Below are 14,401 nucleotides of genomic sequence, written 5' to 3'. Positions count from 1 at the left end.
ATTAAACATCAAGCATTTTCATTAAATCGCGTAATATCATATATTCAAAATACAATAATATTATTAATAACAGTTTATAATATTGGGTTAATTATAAGTCATTACTAACAGTGTACTGCCAGAAAAATCACCGCCAATGACATTATCATTTGCAGATAAGGTGCTTCTAACCTTTACGTTGATGGATTGATTAACCGGTACTTTAATGTTTTCGGATGGACCTTTATCATCAAGATCTAACGTAGAGTAAATACTTTTATCATCTCTAAGGTATAATTTGTCATCAACTAAATTTTGAAACTCCAGGCTGACAGAGACATCGCCAGTGGTAATTTTTTCATGAGTGCAGGTTATAGTCGCATCAGTTGTTATTGACTTCCCATTAATTTCACTCGTGTTCACTAGTCCGTAGTCATGAACAATCTCAATTGGTGTGATTTTACAAACAGCATCGCCAATGATTTCAATAATAGAATCGTCACCAACACAAAAGTCGATAAACTGCCATTCGACTTGCCCTAACTTCCCACGCCCTATACATATTCCTTCTTTTATAAATAGTAAAGCTGTATTGCCCGCAGCAATTTTTACTGGAAACTTTGGTCTTAGTGGGGTGAAACAGTTACCGTCTGCTGTTCCAGGAACATCGATAATACTCCAACCACCAGATTTATTCCCTGCCATTAATGATACGGTATCACCTGAATAGCAGCCTTTAAAACCAGAACCTTCTGGTTGTGCCAGTGATGCGTAGAACTCAAAGTCAGCGCCCATTTCAATGGTAGCGGAACCATCTGCGTGTCTAATAAGCTTAAATATTTCCCCTTCGAAACCAGCGTGACTCATTGAACTATATGGTAAAATGGTTAGTAACAGTATATATAAAATTGTGTTAATAATTTTATTGGTATTCAGCTTCAATTGTTGCATTAGCATTAAACTCCCCTTCTATCAGCTCCCCTTCATCATTTTTAATGAGAACCGCATGAAGCTTAGGTATATTATTGGCATTAATCGGAATACTTTTGTCTAATTCAAATGGCTTACCATCATGAAATATTTTTATTCCTAAATTCTCTTGTTCATTAGTTCGTACTGTTGCGTTATCAGGATCAAAACTCACGGCATTACCACTAATTTTAAGTGTTAATTGCAGCTCATCCGATTCTCCATCACATGTTATATCGTAAGGTATTTCTCTTTCATATTTTCCTGATGAAATATTATTAATTCCTATATTATCACCAAAGTTTATTTCAATTGTTTTGCTATCACTAATTTGGCATTGTGGTTTAGATACCACACTACCCACAATAGAAAATTTTATTGTTTCAGTATCTTTAGCCATTATTGTATTACTAATGAATAAGCATAATGGAAGAATAATTAAATTAAATTTTTTGATTGCTAACATTTTAATTACTCTTATGGTTTATTTTTTCTACATTACATTCATTGTTTTTACATAAAAATGAAATGTTAATACTAGTCCCATAATCATTTACGATTGAAATAACTGGAGTTTGAAGAACGATATTATTTGGAATATCCAGTTCATAGTTATCTTTAGGTGGTATTACTGCTGGGTTAAACCCATGTAGCATTTTATTTCCATTTTTAATAGCAACCATATTAATGTTATAATCAGTTGGATTGAAAATTTTAAATTTATTTTTTTCTTTTGAAATGGTAATGTTTTGGGTTCCTGGTGTTGCTAATGTGCTTTTTCTTATAACAATATTTTCGGGTCTATAAAATATTTTAATTCTAGTCTGTAATGCAAATTGTAATGCATTTTTATTATTACTTTTTGGTGGGATTTCTCTGATATTTAGAAAAAAAAGGCTTTCCCTGTCTTGAGGTAAGTTTTGTATATTAGCTAAACCTCTTAATCTGATTAAAGTTTTATTTCCAGCCTCAATCCGTTGTATTGGTGGTAAAGCTACTAATGGTTCATTTATTTTTTCTCCATTAGCATTTTCAACCCAAGAGTGAATGAGATAAGGTGATTTTTTATCATTATTTGTAACTGTAACTTCAACAGACTCTTCATTTCCATTAAAAATAAGTCGAGTGCGATCTAGAGATAGAGCAGCATTAGATTGAAATGCAATACTCATACCTAATGATAACAATAAAAAAATCATATGTAATTTAATTTTCATATAACTATCACTCCAATATTTTAATCATAACTCATAGAGAAAGTTACAACTGAAGAAAAGCTACCTGTTGAAATTTTAGATAGGTCATATCCAACTAACATAGCTTCAATATTTAATTGATTTGTTCCTGAAGAAAGTTCAATGTCACTCATTGGTACATCTGGTGAAATATTATCACCATCTTCAGAGATAAGTTTAATTGCAATGCCTTTAGCTTCTCCAGTAACTGCAAATAACTCTTCATTATCAGAAAATTTATCGCCATGAAATGTAAATTTAACAAATTTACTTATCGATATATCACAACCATTTAATGTAATATTGACATTTCTTTTAGCTGCGACTGTATTATTATTAAATGTTGATTTTATTATAGGGCCAAAATCAATTAATTGCTCTTCGGAGTCCAATGATAATGTACAAGGTTCAGATATGAGTGTTCCATAAAAATGAATATCAGTATCTTTCGAAAAAGTTAGCTGAGGAATAAAAAATACAATCACTAAATAAAAAACATTTTTCATTTTATTTGTATTCCAAAGATATATTTATAACTGAATTAAATTCACCGACTTTTAGCTCATTATTTGTTTTTACAATTTGAGCTGTGAATGATACTCCTGATTTTCCTTTGGATATAATCATAGGATGATGATGTTTATTCGGTATAATGATGTTACCTCTATTATCTTCAAGACGAATAGCTATCCCTTTTGCTTCACCATTAATTTTAAAAAAGTTAGAGTCTGATCTATCAGGAATACCATTAAAATGTAATTTAATGATTGCTTCATCTGGCGTGTATATTAAGTTACCAGAGTGGAATTCATCAACAGCAATGCCATTATTTATGCCACATCCTTTAAATCTTAAGTTAATCAATGTAGGTAATGACATATCTCCAACGTGACGAAATTGGGATGTATTGCTTTCTCCTAGAGAAAATTCTTGTTCTAACGATTCTTCATCTAAAGTACATGGTGACTCAAGTAGTTCACCATGTACATATAGTTCCCCGTTTAGCCCGTCTACATCCCAATTCCGATCAATAACATCAGAGTAGGTTTCAAATGTTAAAAATAGGATAGCTACTAATAATAAAATGTAATTAGCCTTTAAGTATATATTTTTTATCAGTAGCATAATTATTCCTACTTAAATATCATCAGCAACACATCGATTTCCTTGGCAATGAAAGCCTAAAATTGGCTTTCCACCAAAATCATTGATAGTTCTAATAAATGGTTTTTGAAAGGTCCGACTCTTTACTTTTTTATTTGATTTAGGTTCAATCATTACAGCTTCAAAATTTTTCTCTAATGGTTGATTCTCTGCACCTGTAATACCTATCAAGTTAATATAATATGGAGTTGGGTTTTCGACCATATATCCATCATTTTCTTTATTAAGAATAATTTTGTTATCCCATCTAGTATTTTTTTCTGGAATGATAGACTCGGGTCTATAAAATAGTTTTATCTTTGTTTGCAATGCTAATTGCATTACATTTGGTTTGTCGCTTTTAGGTGGCACTTCCCTAACATTGAAATAAAAAACAGATTCTCTATCTTGTGGTAACTGGCTGATATTTGCTGTTTTAGTTATTTTAATAACACTTTTATCTCCTGGCTCGACCCGCTGTAATGGTGGAGTTGTAAGAAATGGGCTAATTATTTTTTCACCCGCTTCATTTTCAAGCCATGATTGTGCTAAATAGGGTAACTTTTTATTTTCATTCTTAATGTTAAGGACAATGGACTTCTCATTTCCTGGATAAATAGCTCTAGTTCTATCAAGCGCTATCGCAGCATACCCATTATGAGCGACAGTAAAAAAAGAAATCAAAATAGTACCAATATTGATAATAGATTTATTCATAATAAATAGTTAACCTCAATTAATCGTACAAGGTAATAGTAAAGAGTCGCCTGTAGTGAGTTCTTTAGGAAAACGTATTTGGCAACGCTGATCTTTACCAAATGTTATAAAGGCTATCTCTTCACTATTAGCACCAACTATCCATGTATTTCCGTTATCTCCAACAATACCAAGTTCATCTCCTTTGGCATTTTTAACTAGGGCTCCAAAAGGTGGTTCAGAGCCATCATTTAATTTTATTGAGGCCATTATTTTCGCCCCTTTTAAAATATCAAAGTGATGATAACCGATAGCACCTTCAGTAAATGCACTCTCTCTAACAGGTGTTCCTTTTGGTTCTATATCATCAGCAAATTTATTTACATCTAATTTAATTGATACTTTATAATAACTACTAATATCCGTAATAACTCCATAGCCATATCTATTCGAATGTATTCCATTACCTATAGGTACACCGCTGGTTTTATCGGTATCAACTAATACTCGAGTTCCTCCCGCATTTCCTCCTGGGTGTAATGCCATACCTTGGCTTGTTGCTGTCATTCCTCCTCTAGAGGAAAAGCCCATCGATTTATAATCACCTTGGAGAATTGAAGCATTTAAGCTTAAATCAGACGAATCACCCCTATGAGCGTAAAACCCACTTATTTGTGGATTAACACCATTATCATTGCGAACGCCAACATTAATTCTATAACTATCTCCATTATCTAGCTTGCTATAATAACCAGCAGTTTGAGAGTAAGTATTTCCACTGTAATTAGCATTATAGCTTACGGTTGCTTTTTGAAGAGGAATGCTCATTCCAATGAATAAAGCATTGTCCCATTTATAATTATATTTACTTCTTGATAGATTTAAGTTTAATGATATATCTCGTATATCGCCAATATCTATATACTTATTTAAGGTAAAACTGTAGTAATCGATGTCATCTTTATCCCAATAGGTTTGATGACTCCAACTGATATTTGTGCTCAACCGCTGTTCTGAAAAATTCTTGCTTGCTGTAATAGTGTATAATTCTTTTCCTTTAGATAATAGATAGTTTCCTTTTAATGAATCAATGAATTGCCCCATTGACATATAATCTTTTTCAGAAAAACGGTATCCTGCAAATGTAATATCACTATCTAATTCATCAAATCGTTTGGAATAACTTAGTCGCCAAGATTTACCATTTAATTTATTTGTGTGGTTTTTATTGTTAGCATTTATGTTATTGACCTCAGCCCAAGATTGAGTTAGATCGACTGATAATGCACCAAGCCAAAACAAGTCTCTTCCTAATCCTACGCTAACTGATTGATATGGTTTAGAAAGTATTAGGCCACCATAAACAGACCAAGCATTAGAAACACCCCAAGATAATTCACCTGATGTAAATAAAGGTCCTTCAATATGACGTTGATTATCACTTGGTTTACCGGTGAATAATTTATATCTTATTTGCCCAGGTCTTGTTAAATATGGAACTGTCGCTGTGTCAGCAGTATAAGTTTGAACGCTGCCATCTGCTTCTTCAACTCTTACATCTAAACGGCCTTTAACAAAACTATTGAGATCTGAGATTTTAAATGGCCCAGCGGCTACAGTCGTTTCACTAAGAATTCGCCCTTTTTGACTGACAATAACGGTTGCATTTGTTTTTGCGACGCCTGTAATTTCTGGCGCGTATCCTCTCAATTTAGGTGGTATCATCCTTTCATCACTAATTAATGAGCCACCGATAAAACGCCAAGTGTCAAATATGTCAGAGTTTACATATGTTTCACCTAGGACTAATTGAGAGGTTATCCACGGTAATGCTCTAAATGCATAAATACGGCTCCAATCGAACTTGCTTTCAGTATTTCTAGAGGAATTACGATAACTAGCTTGGTAATCTCCTCTGAATCGCCATGCGCCATAGCTTACTCCAAGTGTTCCGTTAGAACTGATATTTTTGCTACTATTACCGTCGTCTGGTTTTATGAAATTACCGTTTATATTATAATCAAGCATGATTCCTGGAATACCATTATCCCATAAGGATTGAGGTAACCAATTCTCATCACTGTACTCAAGCCAAGCCTGAGGAATAGATACTTTTAATGATGCATCGGATAAATCACCTTTAACGAATGCGCCATCAATTGAATTAAAATCAATACACTTACCATTATCCCAGGTTTTTATATCACCAATAACACTTTCTTTTAAACCCATAAAAGGAAGAAATTCTGGCTTAATGCATGCTTCAACGATATCATTCTCATTTCTTTCTTTAAAAGAAAATTCTGATTCCATAACATCATATTCATTAATGTATAGTCGAAGAAGGTAACTGCCGGGCATTATATATCCAGCTTGAGAAAAATGAGATATGTCTATATTTTTTTTTATATCATCATCAAGGATATCAGTATTAAATTCTACAGCTTTTGCAGTGTTAATGGTGGATAAAAGCATAAGAGAAAAATTTAATAATAATACTTTGAAAATGATTTTTTTTAAATTTAGCACATAACACCTCTCAACTGAATAATCAACGATATTCATTAGTAAATGACTATCAGCTTTTAGTGATAAGAAACCATATAACGAATAAAACTTTTATAATTACCAGCTTTAAGTGGTTTATTATTTCTTACTAATTGTATCTTATAATATAGAGTTGTATTTTTATCTTGTAACTCAATAGCTGGCATTGCTTCTTTATCTTTTGCAACATTAAATTCATTATCATATATTTTTATACCGACACCTTCAGCACTGCCTGTAGTTAAAAATGTATTTTCAACATTCATATCCAGTAATCCAGAAAATGTTATATTTGCATCAATCCATTTTTCTCCTGATTCTTTATTCAAGTCACAATTAACAAGATGAATAGAAAAATCTTTAATTGGAGATAAACTTTTACCTGATAAATAATTAATAGATATAGCTCCAAAATCAATATCCTGATAAATATCATCAGTTAGTATTGAACAGGCAGATTCAATTATCTGGCCATTGAGTGTGACACTCCCATGCCCTTGTTTATTTGCCATAACATTAGTGGAAAAAATGGCAAATAATACTAATGTTAATCTTTTTATCACCTGGCTATACCTAATTAATAGTGGCCGGACGATATTGACCGGCCAATAAATTATTACATATAAGATAATGTGAAATTAGTTACTGCTGTGAATTCACCTGTTGCAAGGCTAGCATCATCGATACCTTGTAAGTATGCAGAGAAATTCAGAGTATTATCGCCATTGATTAATTCACGGCCATTACTTTCTTTGTTTAGTTCAATTACGGTACCTGAGCCATCAGTGATTGCAACACCCGCACCTTTAGCTGTTCCGGTAATTCCTAATAATGTATTGATTGGACCTGCACTGCCTGCAGCTGGTGAACCACCAAAAGTGATTTTTACTGTATTACCGACTAAAGCACGAGTATCTTCACCAGGACCAACTGGGCTTTCTTCTTCAAAAGAACAGTTTTCTAATAAGATATCGAAGTTACGAGGAGTTGACTGGCCATTGTCTTTCAATTGTGATTTTGCAATTTGACCAAGATCGATTTCTTGGTTTGTTGAATCTGGATTGATAGAACATGCAGCTTCAATAATAGAACCTGTAAATGTAATTTTACCTGAACCTTGACTTGGCTCACTTGCTGCCTGAACACCAAAAGTAGCAAGACCAGCAGTAAAAATTAAAGCAGTTGTGATTTTGTTAAATTTCATATTTTCTACACTCTTCTATAATTAAAAACGAATAACAACAATAGGATTAATAACAACAATACTTACAGCTTATTACTTCAGCTTATTACTTACAGCTTATTCAGTAGTACTCAATTACTAAAATGAATAGAGGCTAAATATGTATTAAAAAATAAATAAGCATAAGTCCGTTATTTGAGTTTCAAATATTAATGTAAAAATTCAACAAAATAAACGCTCACTACAAAGTAAAGAAAAAACAAAATAAAAAACCAGGTTTTTATAGATTAACGGAATATTTACCTAAAATATAAATTTAAAAATATTTATACTCTAAACTGTTGATATAAAAGTTTGTTAAATTAATTGTTTTTGTACTATAGAAATCTATTTTTAATGTAAATAAATAAAATATAGTGGTGAAAATTGTCTTGTCAGTGACTTTTTATCCATAAAAAAATTTTTTTATGAAAAATAAAGATACACTCAGTTATCATTAAAAATTGAAATTTGTTTGTTGATCTTTTGTATTCAAATATGGCAATATAATGAAAGGTTAACCTAATAGTAAAGTTAATGTGATGAAATATATTATCAATGATAAAGTTATTTATGATGAGAGTGCACAGACATTAAGTCGTGATAATACAATAATAAGCTTAACATTGCCCTGTAGCCAGTTATTATCTGTTTTCATAAAAAAGCAAAATATAGTTATTAGTCGAGACTATTTATTAGAAAAGGTCTGGGGGAAATTAGGTCGAGTATCTTCCAACCATAACTTGAGTCAAAATATATTTTTGCTACGAAAGAATTTGAGTGAGCTTGGCTTAGAAAAAATAATAGAGACGATCCCAAAGCAAGGGTTTAAATTCGTTGCTTCTGCTACTATCGAAAACTTGCCGTTCAAAAACTCTGAAAAAAAAGCAAAAACGAAAATCAAAATAAAAAAGAGATACTTTTTTATTTTAATAATGATCGTTTTACTGTTTATATCAATTTATTTTTATATATCAAAATCGTACAATGCTGTTGTTGTGAAATCGCTAACCATCGATAGATGTGATATTTTTTTAAGAAAAAAAATATCAAATGAAGAGCGTTTTTTGAAAGAAATGGAAAAAAACACTCAAAATATAGCGGAAAGGTGCAAAAATAAAAATGGTATCATTTTATATGATGATAGTGAGACTATAGGAAAAAACGGTGTTTATGAAAGCATTCTTTCTTGGTGCAAAAAAGATAAAGATGAAAATATTTATGAATGCGAAAACAATATTTATCTACATGTTCGTTAGTAGCATAATATTGGCTATCGCGGTAGCTAGCTTCTATTTTTTTCACTCAAAATATTCAATACCGAATAACTGTCATGGTGTCATTAATTTTACCAATAATGAAGCAGAAGAAGAGCTGATCTATGGTAGGGTTTCTGTTATTTATCACTTGGTTAACGACAATAAATATATCGTTAATGAATATGGAACAGTACACAATAATAATAAAAGCTATACCATGGACAGGGTATTAACTTTGACTATCCAAGGGAAAACAAAAGATGACGCCATCATTTTTAAAAAGGGGAAAGTAGAATTAAATGCTACGGACAATGTGCCGCCTGATATATCGGCATACTTAGCGGGGAATCACGATCTTCTTTTCTATAAGTTCACACTGTTAAAAGATAACCTTTGGAGTATCTCTGATGTCAAACGAGTTGTTTTTGTGTGTCAGAGTGAGTAATTCAACATATTGAAAATAAAAATATTTTATTTAAATTAGCTAATTAGCTTTGATAGTTAAAGTTGTTAGCTTATTGCCTATAGTATTTTAACTCATCTAATTTAGATTATTTTTGTGGTCAAATCAGGTTGGCCACGACTCTTTTTTCACTAAAAACTCACCGATTTTTTTGATTATTCGTTATGTTATCGATAAGTGTGTCTTGATAAGATGCTTAGTTAACTATCATTTTCTGATGCTATTATCAATTAGAAAGGAGAGAATAATAAGATCTTCTTTCTAGAAAATGAATTTAATTATTAAATAATAATTACACCTAACTATCAGCTGATTAAAAAATTGAATGGTTTTATTGGACAAGGCATAGTGAAATGATAATGAATGAGTGTATAGATTATATCAATTTCTCTTTGGTATTAATCTATCCTTATAATAAAAAGTAGGGGAATACGTACATTTCCCCTACTTATGTAAAAATAAACTATAAAATTGGGCGTTTAACGAAGCCAATTGCTTCATAAACTTTATCTAACGTTTCTTGCGCGCGAGCAGCCGCTTTAGTTGCACCTTCATCCATAATTTGGTTGAGCAGCGCTTCATCATTACGGAATTCATGGTAGCGAGTTTGAAGAGTAGTTAACATGCCAGAAACAGCTTCTGCTACAGCACCTTTTAGATGACCGTACATTTGGCCTTCAAATTCTGCTTCGAGTTCTGCGATTTTCTTACCAGTCACGCCCGACATGATATCTAATAAGTTAGAAACACCCGGTTTGTTTTCTAAATCATAACGAATACGCGGTGGCTCTTCGGAGTCAGTCATTGCGCGTTTGATTTTTTTCACGACAGATTTCGGGTCTTCTAATAATGCGATAACGTTGTTACGGTTATCATCAGACTTAGACATTTTCTTGGTTGGATCTTGTAGCGCCATAACACGGGCACCACCACCAGTCGGAATGAATGGATCGGGTACAGTGAAAATATCACCGTAAATAGCATTGAAGCGTTGAGCAATATCACGGCTCAATTCAAGATGTTGTTTCTGGTCAATGCCAACGGGTACTTGATTTGTTTGATAAATCAAAATATCGGCTGCCATTAGTACCGGGTAATCAAATAGGCCTGCATTGATATTTTCTGCATGACGGGCAGATTTATCTTTAAACTGAGTCATACGGCTCAATTCACCGAAATAGGTGTAGCAGTTAAGCGCCCAGCTCAGTTGAGCGTGTTGTGGTACATGGGACTGAACAAAAATAGTGCTTTTTTTCGGGTCAATGCCACAAGCTAAATAAAGCGCGAGTGTATCAAGGGTTCTTTTACGCAGCTCGATAGGGTCTTGGCGAACGGTGATAGCGTGCTGGTCAACGATACAGTAAATGCAATCGTAGTCATCTTGCATTTGTACCCACTGACGTAATGCACCCATATAGTTACCGATGGTTAATTCACCGGAAGGCTGTGCGCCGCTGAATACGATTGGTTTTTGGGGTTGCTTTAAATTTTCAGTGGGAGTACTCATTTAGTTATGTCCTTGCTTATTTTATTTCAGATAACCCAATTGCAGGTAATAAATCAGAAAAATGTGTTAATACACAGTTCGGTTCACTCAGTGCAATAGATTCACCATAGTTATAACCGTAGGTCAGACCGACACACGGGCATTCAGCGCTTTTCGCTGCAATAATATCATTACGAGAATCGCCGACAAAAAGCAATTCTTCTTTACGTAAACCGAATGTTCCCATCGTTAAGTAGAGAGGAGCTGGATGCGGTTTTAAAGCTTTGACATCATCGCTACCCAATACCAGAGAAAAGTAGTGTTCAATGCCTAACTTCTTCAATAATGGCGCAATAAATGGGGTTGCTTTATTCGTTACAATTCCCATAGGCAGGCCATGTTTCGCTAATTGCTCTAAAGTGTCTTTTACTTCAGGGAACAGTTGGCTGCCTGTTGTGACAGATGTTGCATAGAATTTATCAAAACTGGCTCGCGCTCTTTTTTGTAGCTCGGGCGTGATTTCGGCTCCTGCCCAAGAAAGCGCTCGCTCAACTAATATATCAACCCCATTGCCGACCCAAATAGAAACGCGTTCTTTACCTGCGGGAGGGAAATTTAATTCGTTGAGCATGTTGTCGATAGCGTCAGCTAAGCCGCTGGCGCTGTCTACGAGAGTGCCGTCTAAATCGAAAGCTATCGCTTTGATATTCTCTAATACGACTTGAGTCATTGAGATACCTTTTGTAATTCGTTACGCATCGCGTCGATAACAGTTTTATAGTCGGGTTGGTCGAAAATAGCAGAACCTGCAACGAAGGTGTCGGCACCTGCTGCTGCAATCTCTGCGATATTATTCACCTTGACACCGCCATCGACTTCCAAACGAATATCATAACCACTCTCATCAATTAATTTACGGACTTGGCGCAATTTATTGAGTGTTTGTGGGATAAAGGATTGTCCACCAAAGCCGGGGTTGACAGACATGAGCAGGATCATATCGACTTTATCCATCACATAATCAAGGTAGCTAAGTGGGGTTGCTGGGTTAAATACTAGCCCTGCGGTACAGCCATGCTCGCGAATTAACTGCAGTGAGCGGTCAACGTGTTCACTGGCTTCAGGGTGGAAGCTAATATGGGTTGCACCCGCTTTAGCAAAGTCAGGGATAATGCGGTCAACGGGTTTCACCATTAAATGGACATCAATAGGTGCGGTTATTCCGTAGTCTCGCAGTGCTTTACATATAGGCGCCCCAAACGTTAAGTTTGGTACATAATGGTTGTCCATAACATCAAAATGCACGATATCGGCACCAGCTGCAAGAACATTGGCAGTATCTTCGCCTAAACGGGCAAAGTCAGCAGATAAAATAGATGGGGCAATGAGAAAGTTTTTCATTATTGTCTCCGATTATTAATCGTTATCTGAGAGCCATTCATCGCTAGGTACAAGGCGCTGTGTTTTTTTCTTATCTATTTTTCTAGGAGAAAGGCTATTTGGTATACCCGGATATAATGCCAGTAACTCATTGACTTTTGTCCGGTTCAATATATTTCTACTGATAGTGCGACGTACTTTTACAATATGTAATTGGGCTTGATGATACCACTCTCTCGTCATCGGGGTATCATGATTTGAGATCAAGACAGGGATTTTGCTTTCTGTTGATAACTTTTGTGCCAAAATCGCTAAGTTTTGTTGTTCAAGCGAATTAAATGAATTCGTATGATACGCGGTGAAATTAGCGGTATCTGATAAAGGTGCATAGGGTGGGTCACAGTAGACAACAGATCCCTCTTTTGCGTTGAGCAAAGTTTCACCATAATGCTGAGTCATAAACATCGCATTTTGTGATTTTTCAGCAAACCACAGTAATTCTTCTTTAGGAAAATAGGGCTTTTTATAGCGGCCGAAAGGAACATTAAATTCACCACGAGAATTATAACGGCATAACCCATTATAGCAGTGGCGGTTTAAGTATAAAAAAAGGACACTGCGTTTCTCAGTATCGGTCGATTGGTTAAAGGCTTCACGCATTAAATAATATTGTTCGGAAGTATTATATTCAGGTGTGAAGATTTGCTGGGCTTCTTCGATAAAAGAATCAGCACGGTCTTTAACTGTATTATAGAGGTTGATGAGGTCACTGTTGATATCTGCCAGTATGTAGGAATCATAACTGGTGTTTAAAAACACTGACCCAGCACCAACAAAAGGCTCAATTAAGCAATCACCTTGTGGAAGGTGTTTTTTGATTTCTTCCACAAGGGGGTATTTGCCCCCAGCCCATTTTAAAAAAGCGCGTTTTTTTTTCATGCCGTCTTTATTATTACAATCGTTTAGAGTACTAAATCTATACTCTGTCAGGACAACATAATGCGCCCGGGGAAAAACGTTGTTATTTTTGATCCTGTTTGACTTGTTTCATATTTCTAACCCACGGTTTTTTCGCTTGCACTGCAGCAGGTAAGGTTCCTATTGCATTTTTTGCGTCGGTCACTGAACTATAATTTCCGTGAATAAGAACATACCAGGTTTGCCCATTACGTATAGTTTTATAGACTTTGTAATTGGCCAGTTTGTTTTCTTTTGCAAAAGCTTCCAATGTATCAGAGCGGCTTGCGCTGCTGAGTTGTAATGTATAGCTACCAGCTGGTGCAGACATGATATTACTACCTTGGCTACTTGCTGTTGATGCAGGTTTCGCTGGCTGTTTAGTCTGCACAGGATGTTTTTGCTCAACGGGTTTTGCAGGTGTTTTTTCTGGTGTGACTGGTTTTACCACGGGTTGCTGTTCGACAGGTTTAACGGTTGGTGGTGTTAACTGTGTCGTATTTTGTGGTTGGTTAGTATTTGGTACAGAAACTTGGCCTTGATTTAAGGCATCAACGACATCACCAGGTATTTCGATACGCTCACCCAGACCATTTGGTTGAGTTTGAGGCTCTCCTTGGGTTGGTGTCGGTGTGATTTGTGAACCGGTAATTTCTTGCGGTTGCCCTGATAACGTTTGACCTTGTGAATTTGTCAACGATGAGGAGCCCGATAAGTCGATATTCTGTGAATTATTTGCACCCGTTGTTTGTTGCTTTTCATGCTCTGTAGGGGCCTTTAACGCTGAGCTGATAGCAATAATGAGCAGCAATAGAACCAGAACACCTACACCAATCATAATATGTTGGCGTGAGAGTGCAATTTTAGGTTTTGCAGTAGATGATGATTGGCGTGAGCGCCCTGTCGGTCTATCTGATGTATCTGGCCTAAGATCATTTTGACCTTGAGGCTGGTTATCTGGTTTAAATTCGTCCATTTTCCTCTCCCGAATAAAATTTGCCTATAGTAGAGATAAAATGTCTCTTATCAGTACAACCTCTTAACGACCAAGCAGGGCATCGCTGC

16 protein-coding genes are annotated in these 14,401 nt (G+C 34.9%); 2 read left to right on the top strand and 14 right to left on the bottom strand.

Translation table 11 applies throughout. The features are described 5' to 3' along the window. Window positions 1–87 precede the first annotated feature (87 nt). From PR725_RS14620 to PR725_RS14580, 9 genes are read right to left on the bottom strand one after another with little or no spacing between them, the layout of a single operon-like run. Window positions 88–936 (bottom strand): MrpH family fimbial adhesin, encoded by an 849-nt coding sequence (locus tag PR725_RS14620; protein ID WP_109913238.1) that lies wholly within the window; start codon window positions 934–936, stop codon window positions 88–90. Further along, window positions 902–1,414 (bottom strand): fimbrial protein, encoded by a 513-nt coding sequence (locus PR725_RS14615; RefSeq protein ID WP_109913237.1) that lies wholly within the window; start codon window positions 1,412–1,414, stop codon window positions 902–904. The genes PR725_RS14620 and PR725_RS14615 overlap by 35 nt, the downstream gene beginning before the upstream one ends. 1 nt (window position 1,415) lies before the next feature. After that, window positions 1,416–2,165 (bottom strand): fimbria/pilus periplasmic chaperone, encoded by a 750-nt coding sequence (locus tag PR725_RS14610; RefSeq protein ID WP_109913236.1) that lies wholly within the window; start codon window positions 2,163–2,165, stop codon window positions 1,416–1,418. A 20-nt stretch (window positions 2,166–2,185) separates the two neighbouring features. Then, window positions 2,186–2,689: a fimbrial protein gene (locus PR725_RS14605; protein WP_248445451.1), complete on the bottom strand. Its 504-nt coding sequence runs from the start codon at window positions 2,687–2,689 to the stop codon at window positions 2,186–2,188. A 1-nt stretch (window position 2,690) separates the two neighbouring features. Beyond that, the gene (locus PR725_RS14600) at window positions 2,691–3,308 is read right to left on the bottom strand and encodes a fimbrial protein (protein ID WP_109913234.1); all 618 of its coding nucleotides are present in this window, start codon (window positions 3,306–3,308) and stop codon (window positions 2,691–2,693) included. 12 nt (window positions 3,309–3,320) lie between these two features. Beyond that, entirely contained in the window at window positions 3,321–4,043 is a 723-nt protein-coding gene (locus tag PR725_RS14595; RefSeq protein ID WP_109913233.1) for a fimbria/pilus periplasmic chaperone, read from the bottom strand. A 15-nt stretch (window positions 4,044–4,058) separates the two neighbouring features. Next, window positions 4,059–6,551, bottom strand: coding sequence for a fimbria/pilus outer membrane usher protein (locus tag PR725_RS14590; RefSeq protein WP_272569531.1), 2,493 nt, complete (start codon window positions 6,549–6,551; stop codon window positions 4,059–4,061). A gap of 56 nt (window positions 6,552–6,607) precedes the next feature. Continuing rightward, window positions 6,608–7,132: a fimbrial protein gene (locus PR725_RS14585; RefSeq protein WP_109913232.1), complete on the bottom strand. Its 525-nt coding sequence runs from the start codon at window positions 7,130–7,132 to the stop codon at window positions 6,608–6,610. Between the two features lie 53 nt (window positions 7,133–7,185). Then, window positions 7,186–7,773 carry a fimbrial protein gene (locus tag PR725_RS14580; RefSeq protein ID WP_109913231.1) on the bottom strand — a complete coding sequence of 196 codons (588 nt, stop codon included), beginning with the start codon at window positions 7,771–7,773 and terminating at the stop codon, window positions 7,186–7,188. Window positions 7,774–8,333: 560 nt separating this feature from the next. Here PR725_RS14580 and PR725_RS14575 point away from each other — a divergent pair. Together PR725_RS14575 and PR725_RS14570 are read left to right on the top strand one after the other, a co-directional pair. Then, a complete protein-coding gene (locus PR725_RS14575; RefSeq protein WP_110731515.1) occupies window positions 8,334–9,050 on the top strand; it encodes a winged helix-turn-helix domain-containing protein in 717 nt (238 codons plus the stop codon). Continuing rightward, the gene (locus tag PR725_RS14570) at window positions 8,965–9,495 is read left to right on the top strand and encodes a hypothetical protein (protein WP_222960134.1); all 531 of its coding nucleotides are present in this window, start codon (window positions 8,965–8,967) and stop codon (window positions 9,493–9,495) included. The genes PR725_RS14575 and PR725_RS14570 overlap by 86 nt, the downstream gene beginning before the upstream one ends. 481 nt (window positions 9,496–9,976) lie before the next feature. On the opposite strand, the gene trpS is transcribed toward PR725_RS14570, so the two are convergent. From trpS to PR725_RS14545, 5 genes are all read right to left on the bottom strand, one after another. After that, window positions 9,977–11,020 carry a tryptophan--tRNA ligase gene (gene trpS, locus PR725_RS14565; RefSeq protein ID WP_109913176.1) on the bottom strand — a complete coding sequence of 348 codons (1,044 nt, stop codon included), beginning with the start codon at window positions 11,018–11,020 and terminating at the stop codon, window positions 9,977–9,979. A gap of 16 nt (window positions 11,021–11,036) precedes the next feature. Continuing rightward, window positions 11,037–11,729: a phosphoglycolate phosphatase gene (locus tag PR725_RS14560; RefSeq protein ID WP_109913175.1), complete on the bottom strand. Its 693-nt coding sequence runs from the start codon at window positions 11,727–11,729 to the stop codon at window positions 11,037–11,039. Further along, window positions 11,726–12,400 carry a ribulose-phosphate 3-epimerase gene (gene rpe / locus PR725_RS14555; protein WP_004263207.1) on the bottom strand — a complete coding sequence of 225 codons (675 nt, stop codon included), beginning with the start codon at window positions 12,398–12,400 and terminating at the stop codon, window positions 11,726–11,728. The genes PR725_RS14560 and rpe overlap by 4 nt, the downstream gene beginning before the upstream one ends. A 15-nt stretch (window positions 12,401–12,415) precedes the next feature. Further along, window positions 12,416–13,318 carry an adenine-specific DNA-methyltransferase gene (dam, locus tag PR725_RS14550; protein WP_004906600.1) on the bottom strand — a complete coding sequence of 301 codons (903 nt, stop codon included), beginning with the start codon at window positions 13,316–13,318 and terminating at the stop codon, window positions 12,416–12,418. Between the two features lie 82 nt (window positions 13,319–13,400). Further along, on the bottom strand, window positions 13,401–14,312 hold the full coding sequence (locus tag PR725_RS14545; protein WP_004906598.1) for an SPOR domain-containing protein: 912 nt from the start codon (window positions 14,310–14,312) through the stop codon (window positions 13,401–13,403). Window positions 14,313–14,401 lie beyond the last annotated feature (89 nt).

The organism is Providencia sp. PROV255, assembly GCF_028478065.1.
Classification (GTDB): Bacteria; Pseudomonadota; Gammaproteobacteria; order Enterobacterales; family Enterobacteriaceae; genus Providencia; species Providencia rettgeri.
This window is presented reverse-complemented; position numbering and strand designations above follow the sequence as displayed.

Bases quoted from the DNA above. Each gene is read 5' to 3' on its own strand.
- PR725_RS14620 (WP_109913238.1), bottom strand. From the start codon at position 936: ATGCTAATGCAACAATTGAAGCTGAATACCAATAAAATTATTAACACA.
- PR725_RS14570 (WP_222960134.1), top strand. From the start codon at position 8,965: ATGAAAGCATTCTTTCTTGGTGCAAAAAAGATAAAGATGAAAATATTT.
- PR725_RS14575 (WP_110731515.1), top strand. From the start codon at position 8,334: ATGAAATATATTATCAATGATAAAGTTATTTATGATGAGAGTGCACAG.
- PR725_RS14600 (WP_109913234.1), bottom strand. From the start codon at position 3,308: ATGCTACTGATAAAAAATATATACTTAAAGGCTAATTACATTTTATTA.
- rpe (WP_004263207.1), bottom strand. From the start codon at position 12,400: ATGAAAAACTTTCTCATTGCCCCATCTATTTTATCTGCTGACTTTGCC.
- PR725_RS14560 (WP_109913175.1), bottom strand. From the start codon at position 11,729: ATGACTCAAGTCGTATTAGAGAATATCAAAGCGATAGCTTTCGATTTA.
- PR725_RS14545 (WP_004906598.1), bottom strand. From the start codon at position 14,312: ATGGACGAATTTAAACCAGATAACCAGCCTCAAGGTCAAAATGATCTT.
- PR725_RS14580 (WP_109913231.1), bottom strand. From the start codon at position 7,773: ATGAAATTTAACAAAATCACAACTGCTTTAATTTTTACTGCTGGTCTT.
- PR725_RS14615 (WP_109913237.1), bottom strand. From the start codon at position 1,414: ATGTTAGCAATCAAAAAATTTAATTTAATTATTCTTCCATTATGCTTA.
- dam (WP_004906600.1), bottom strand. From the start codon at position 13,318: ATGAAAAAAAAACGCGCTTTTTTAAAATGGGCTGGGGGCAAATACCCC.
- trpS (WP_109913176.1), bottom strand. From the start codon at position 11,020: ATGAGTACTCCCACTGAAAATTTAAAGCAACCCCAAAAACCAATCGTA.
- PR725_RS14610 (WP_109913236.1), bottom strand. From the start codon at position 2,165: ATGAAAATTAAATTACATATGATTTTTTTATTGTTATCATTAGGTATG.
- PR725_RS14605 (WP_248445451.1), bottom strand. From the start codon at position 2,689: ATGAAAAATGTTTTTTATTTAGTGATTGTATTTTTTATTCCTCAGCTA.
- PR725_RS14595 (WP_109913233.1), bottom strand. From the start codon at position 4,043: ATGAATAAATCTATTATCAATATTGGTACTATTTTGATTTCTTTTTTT.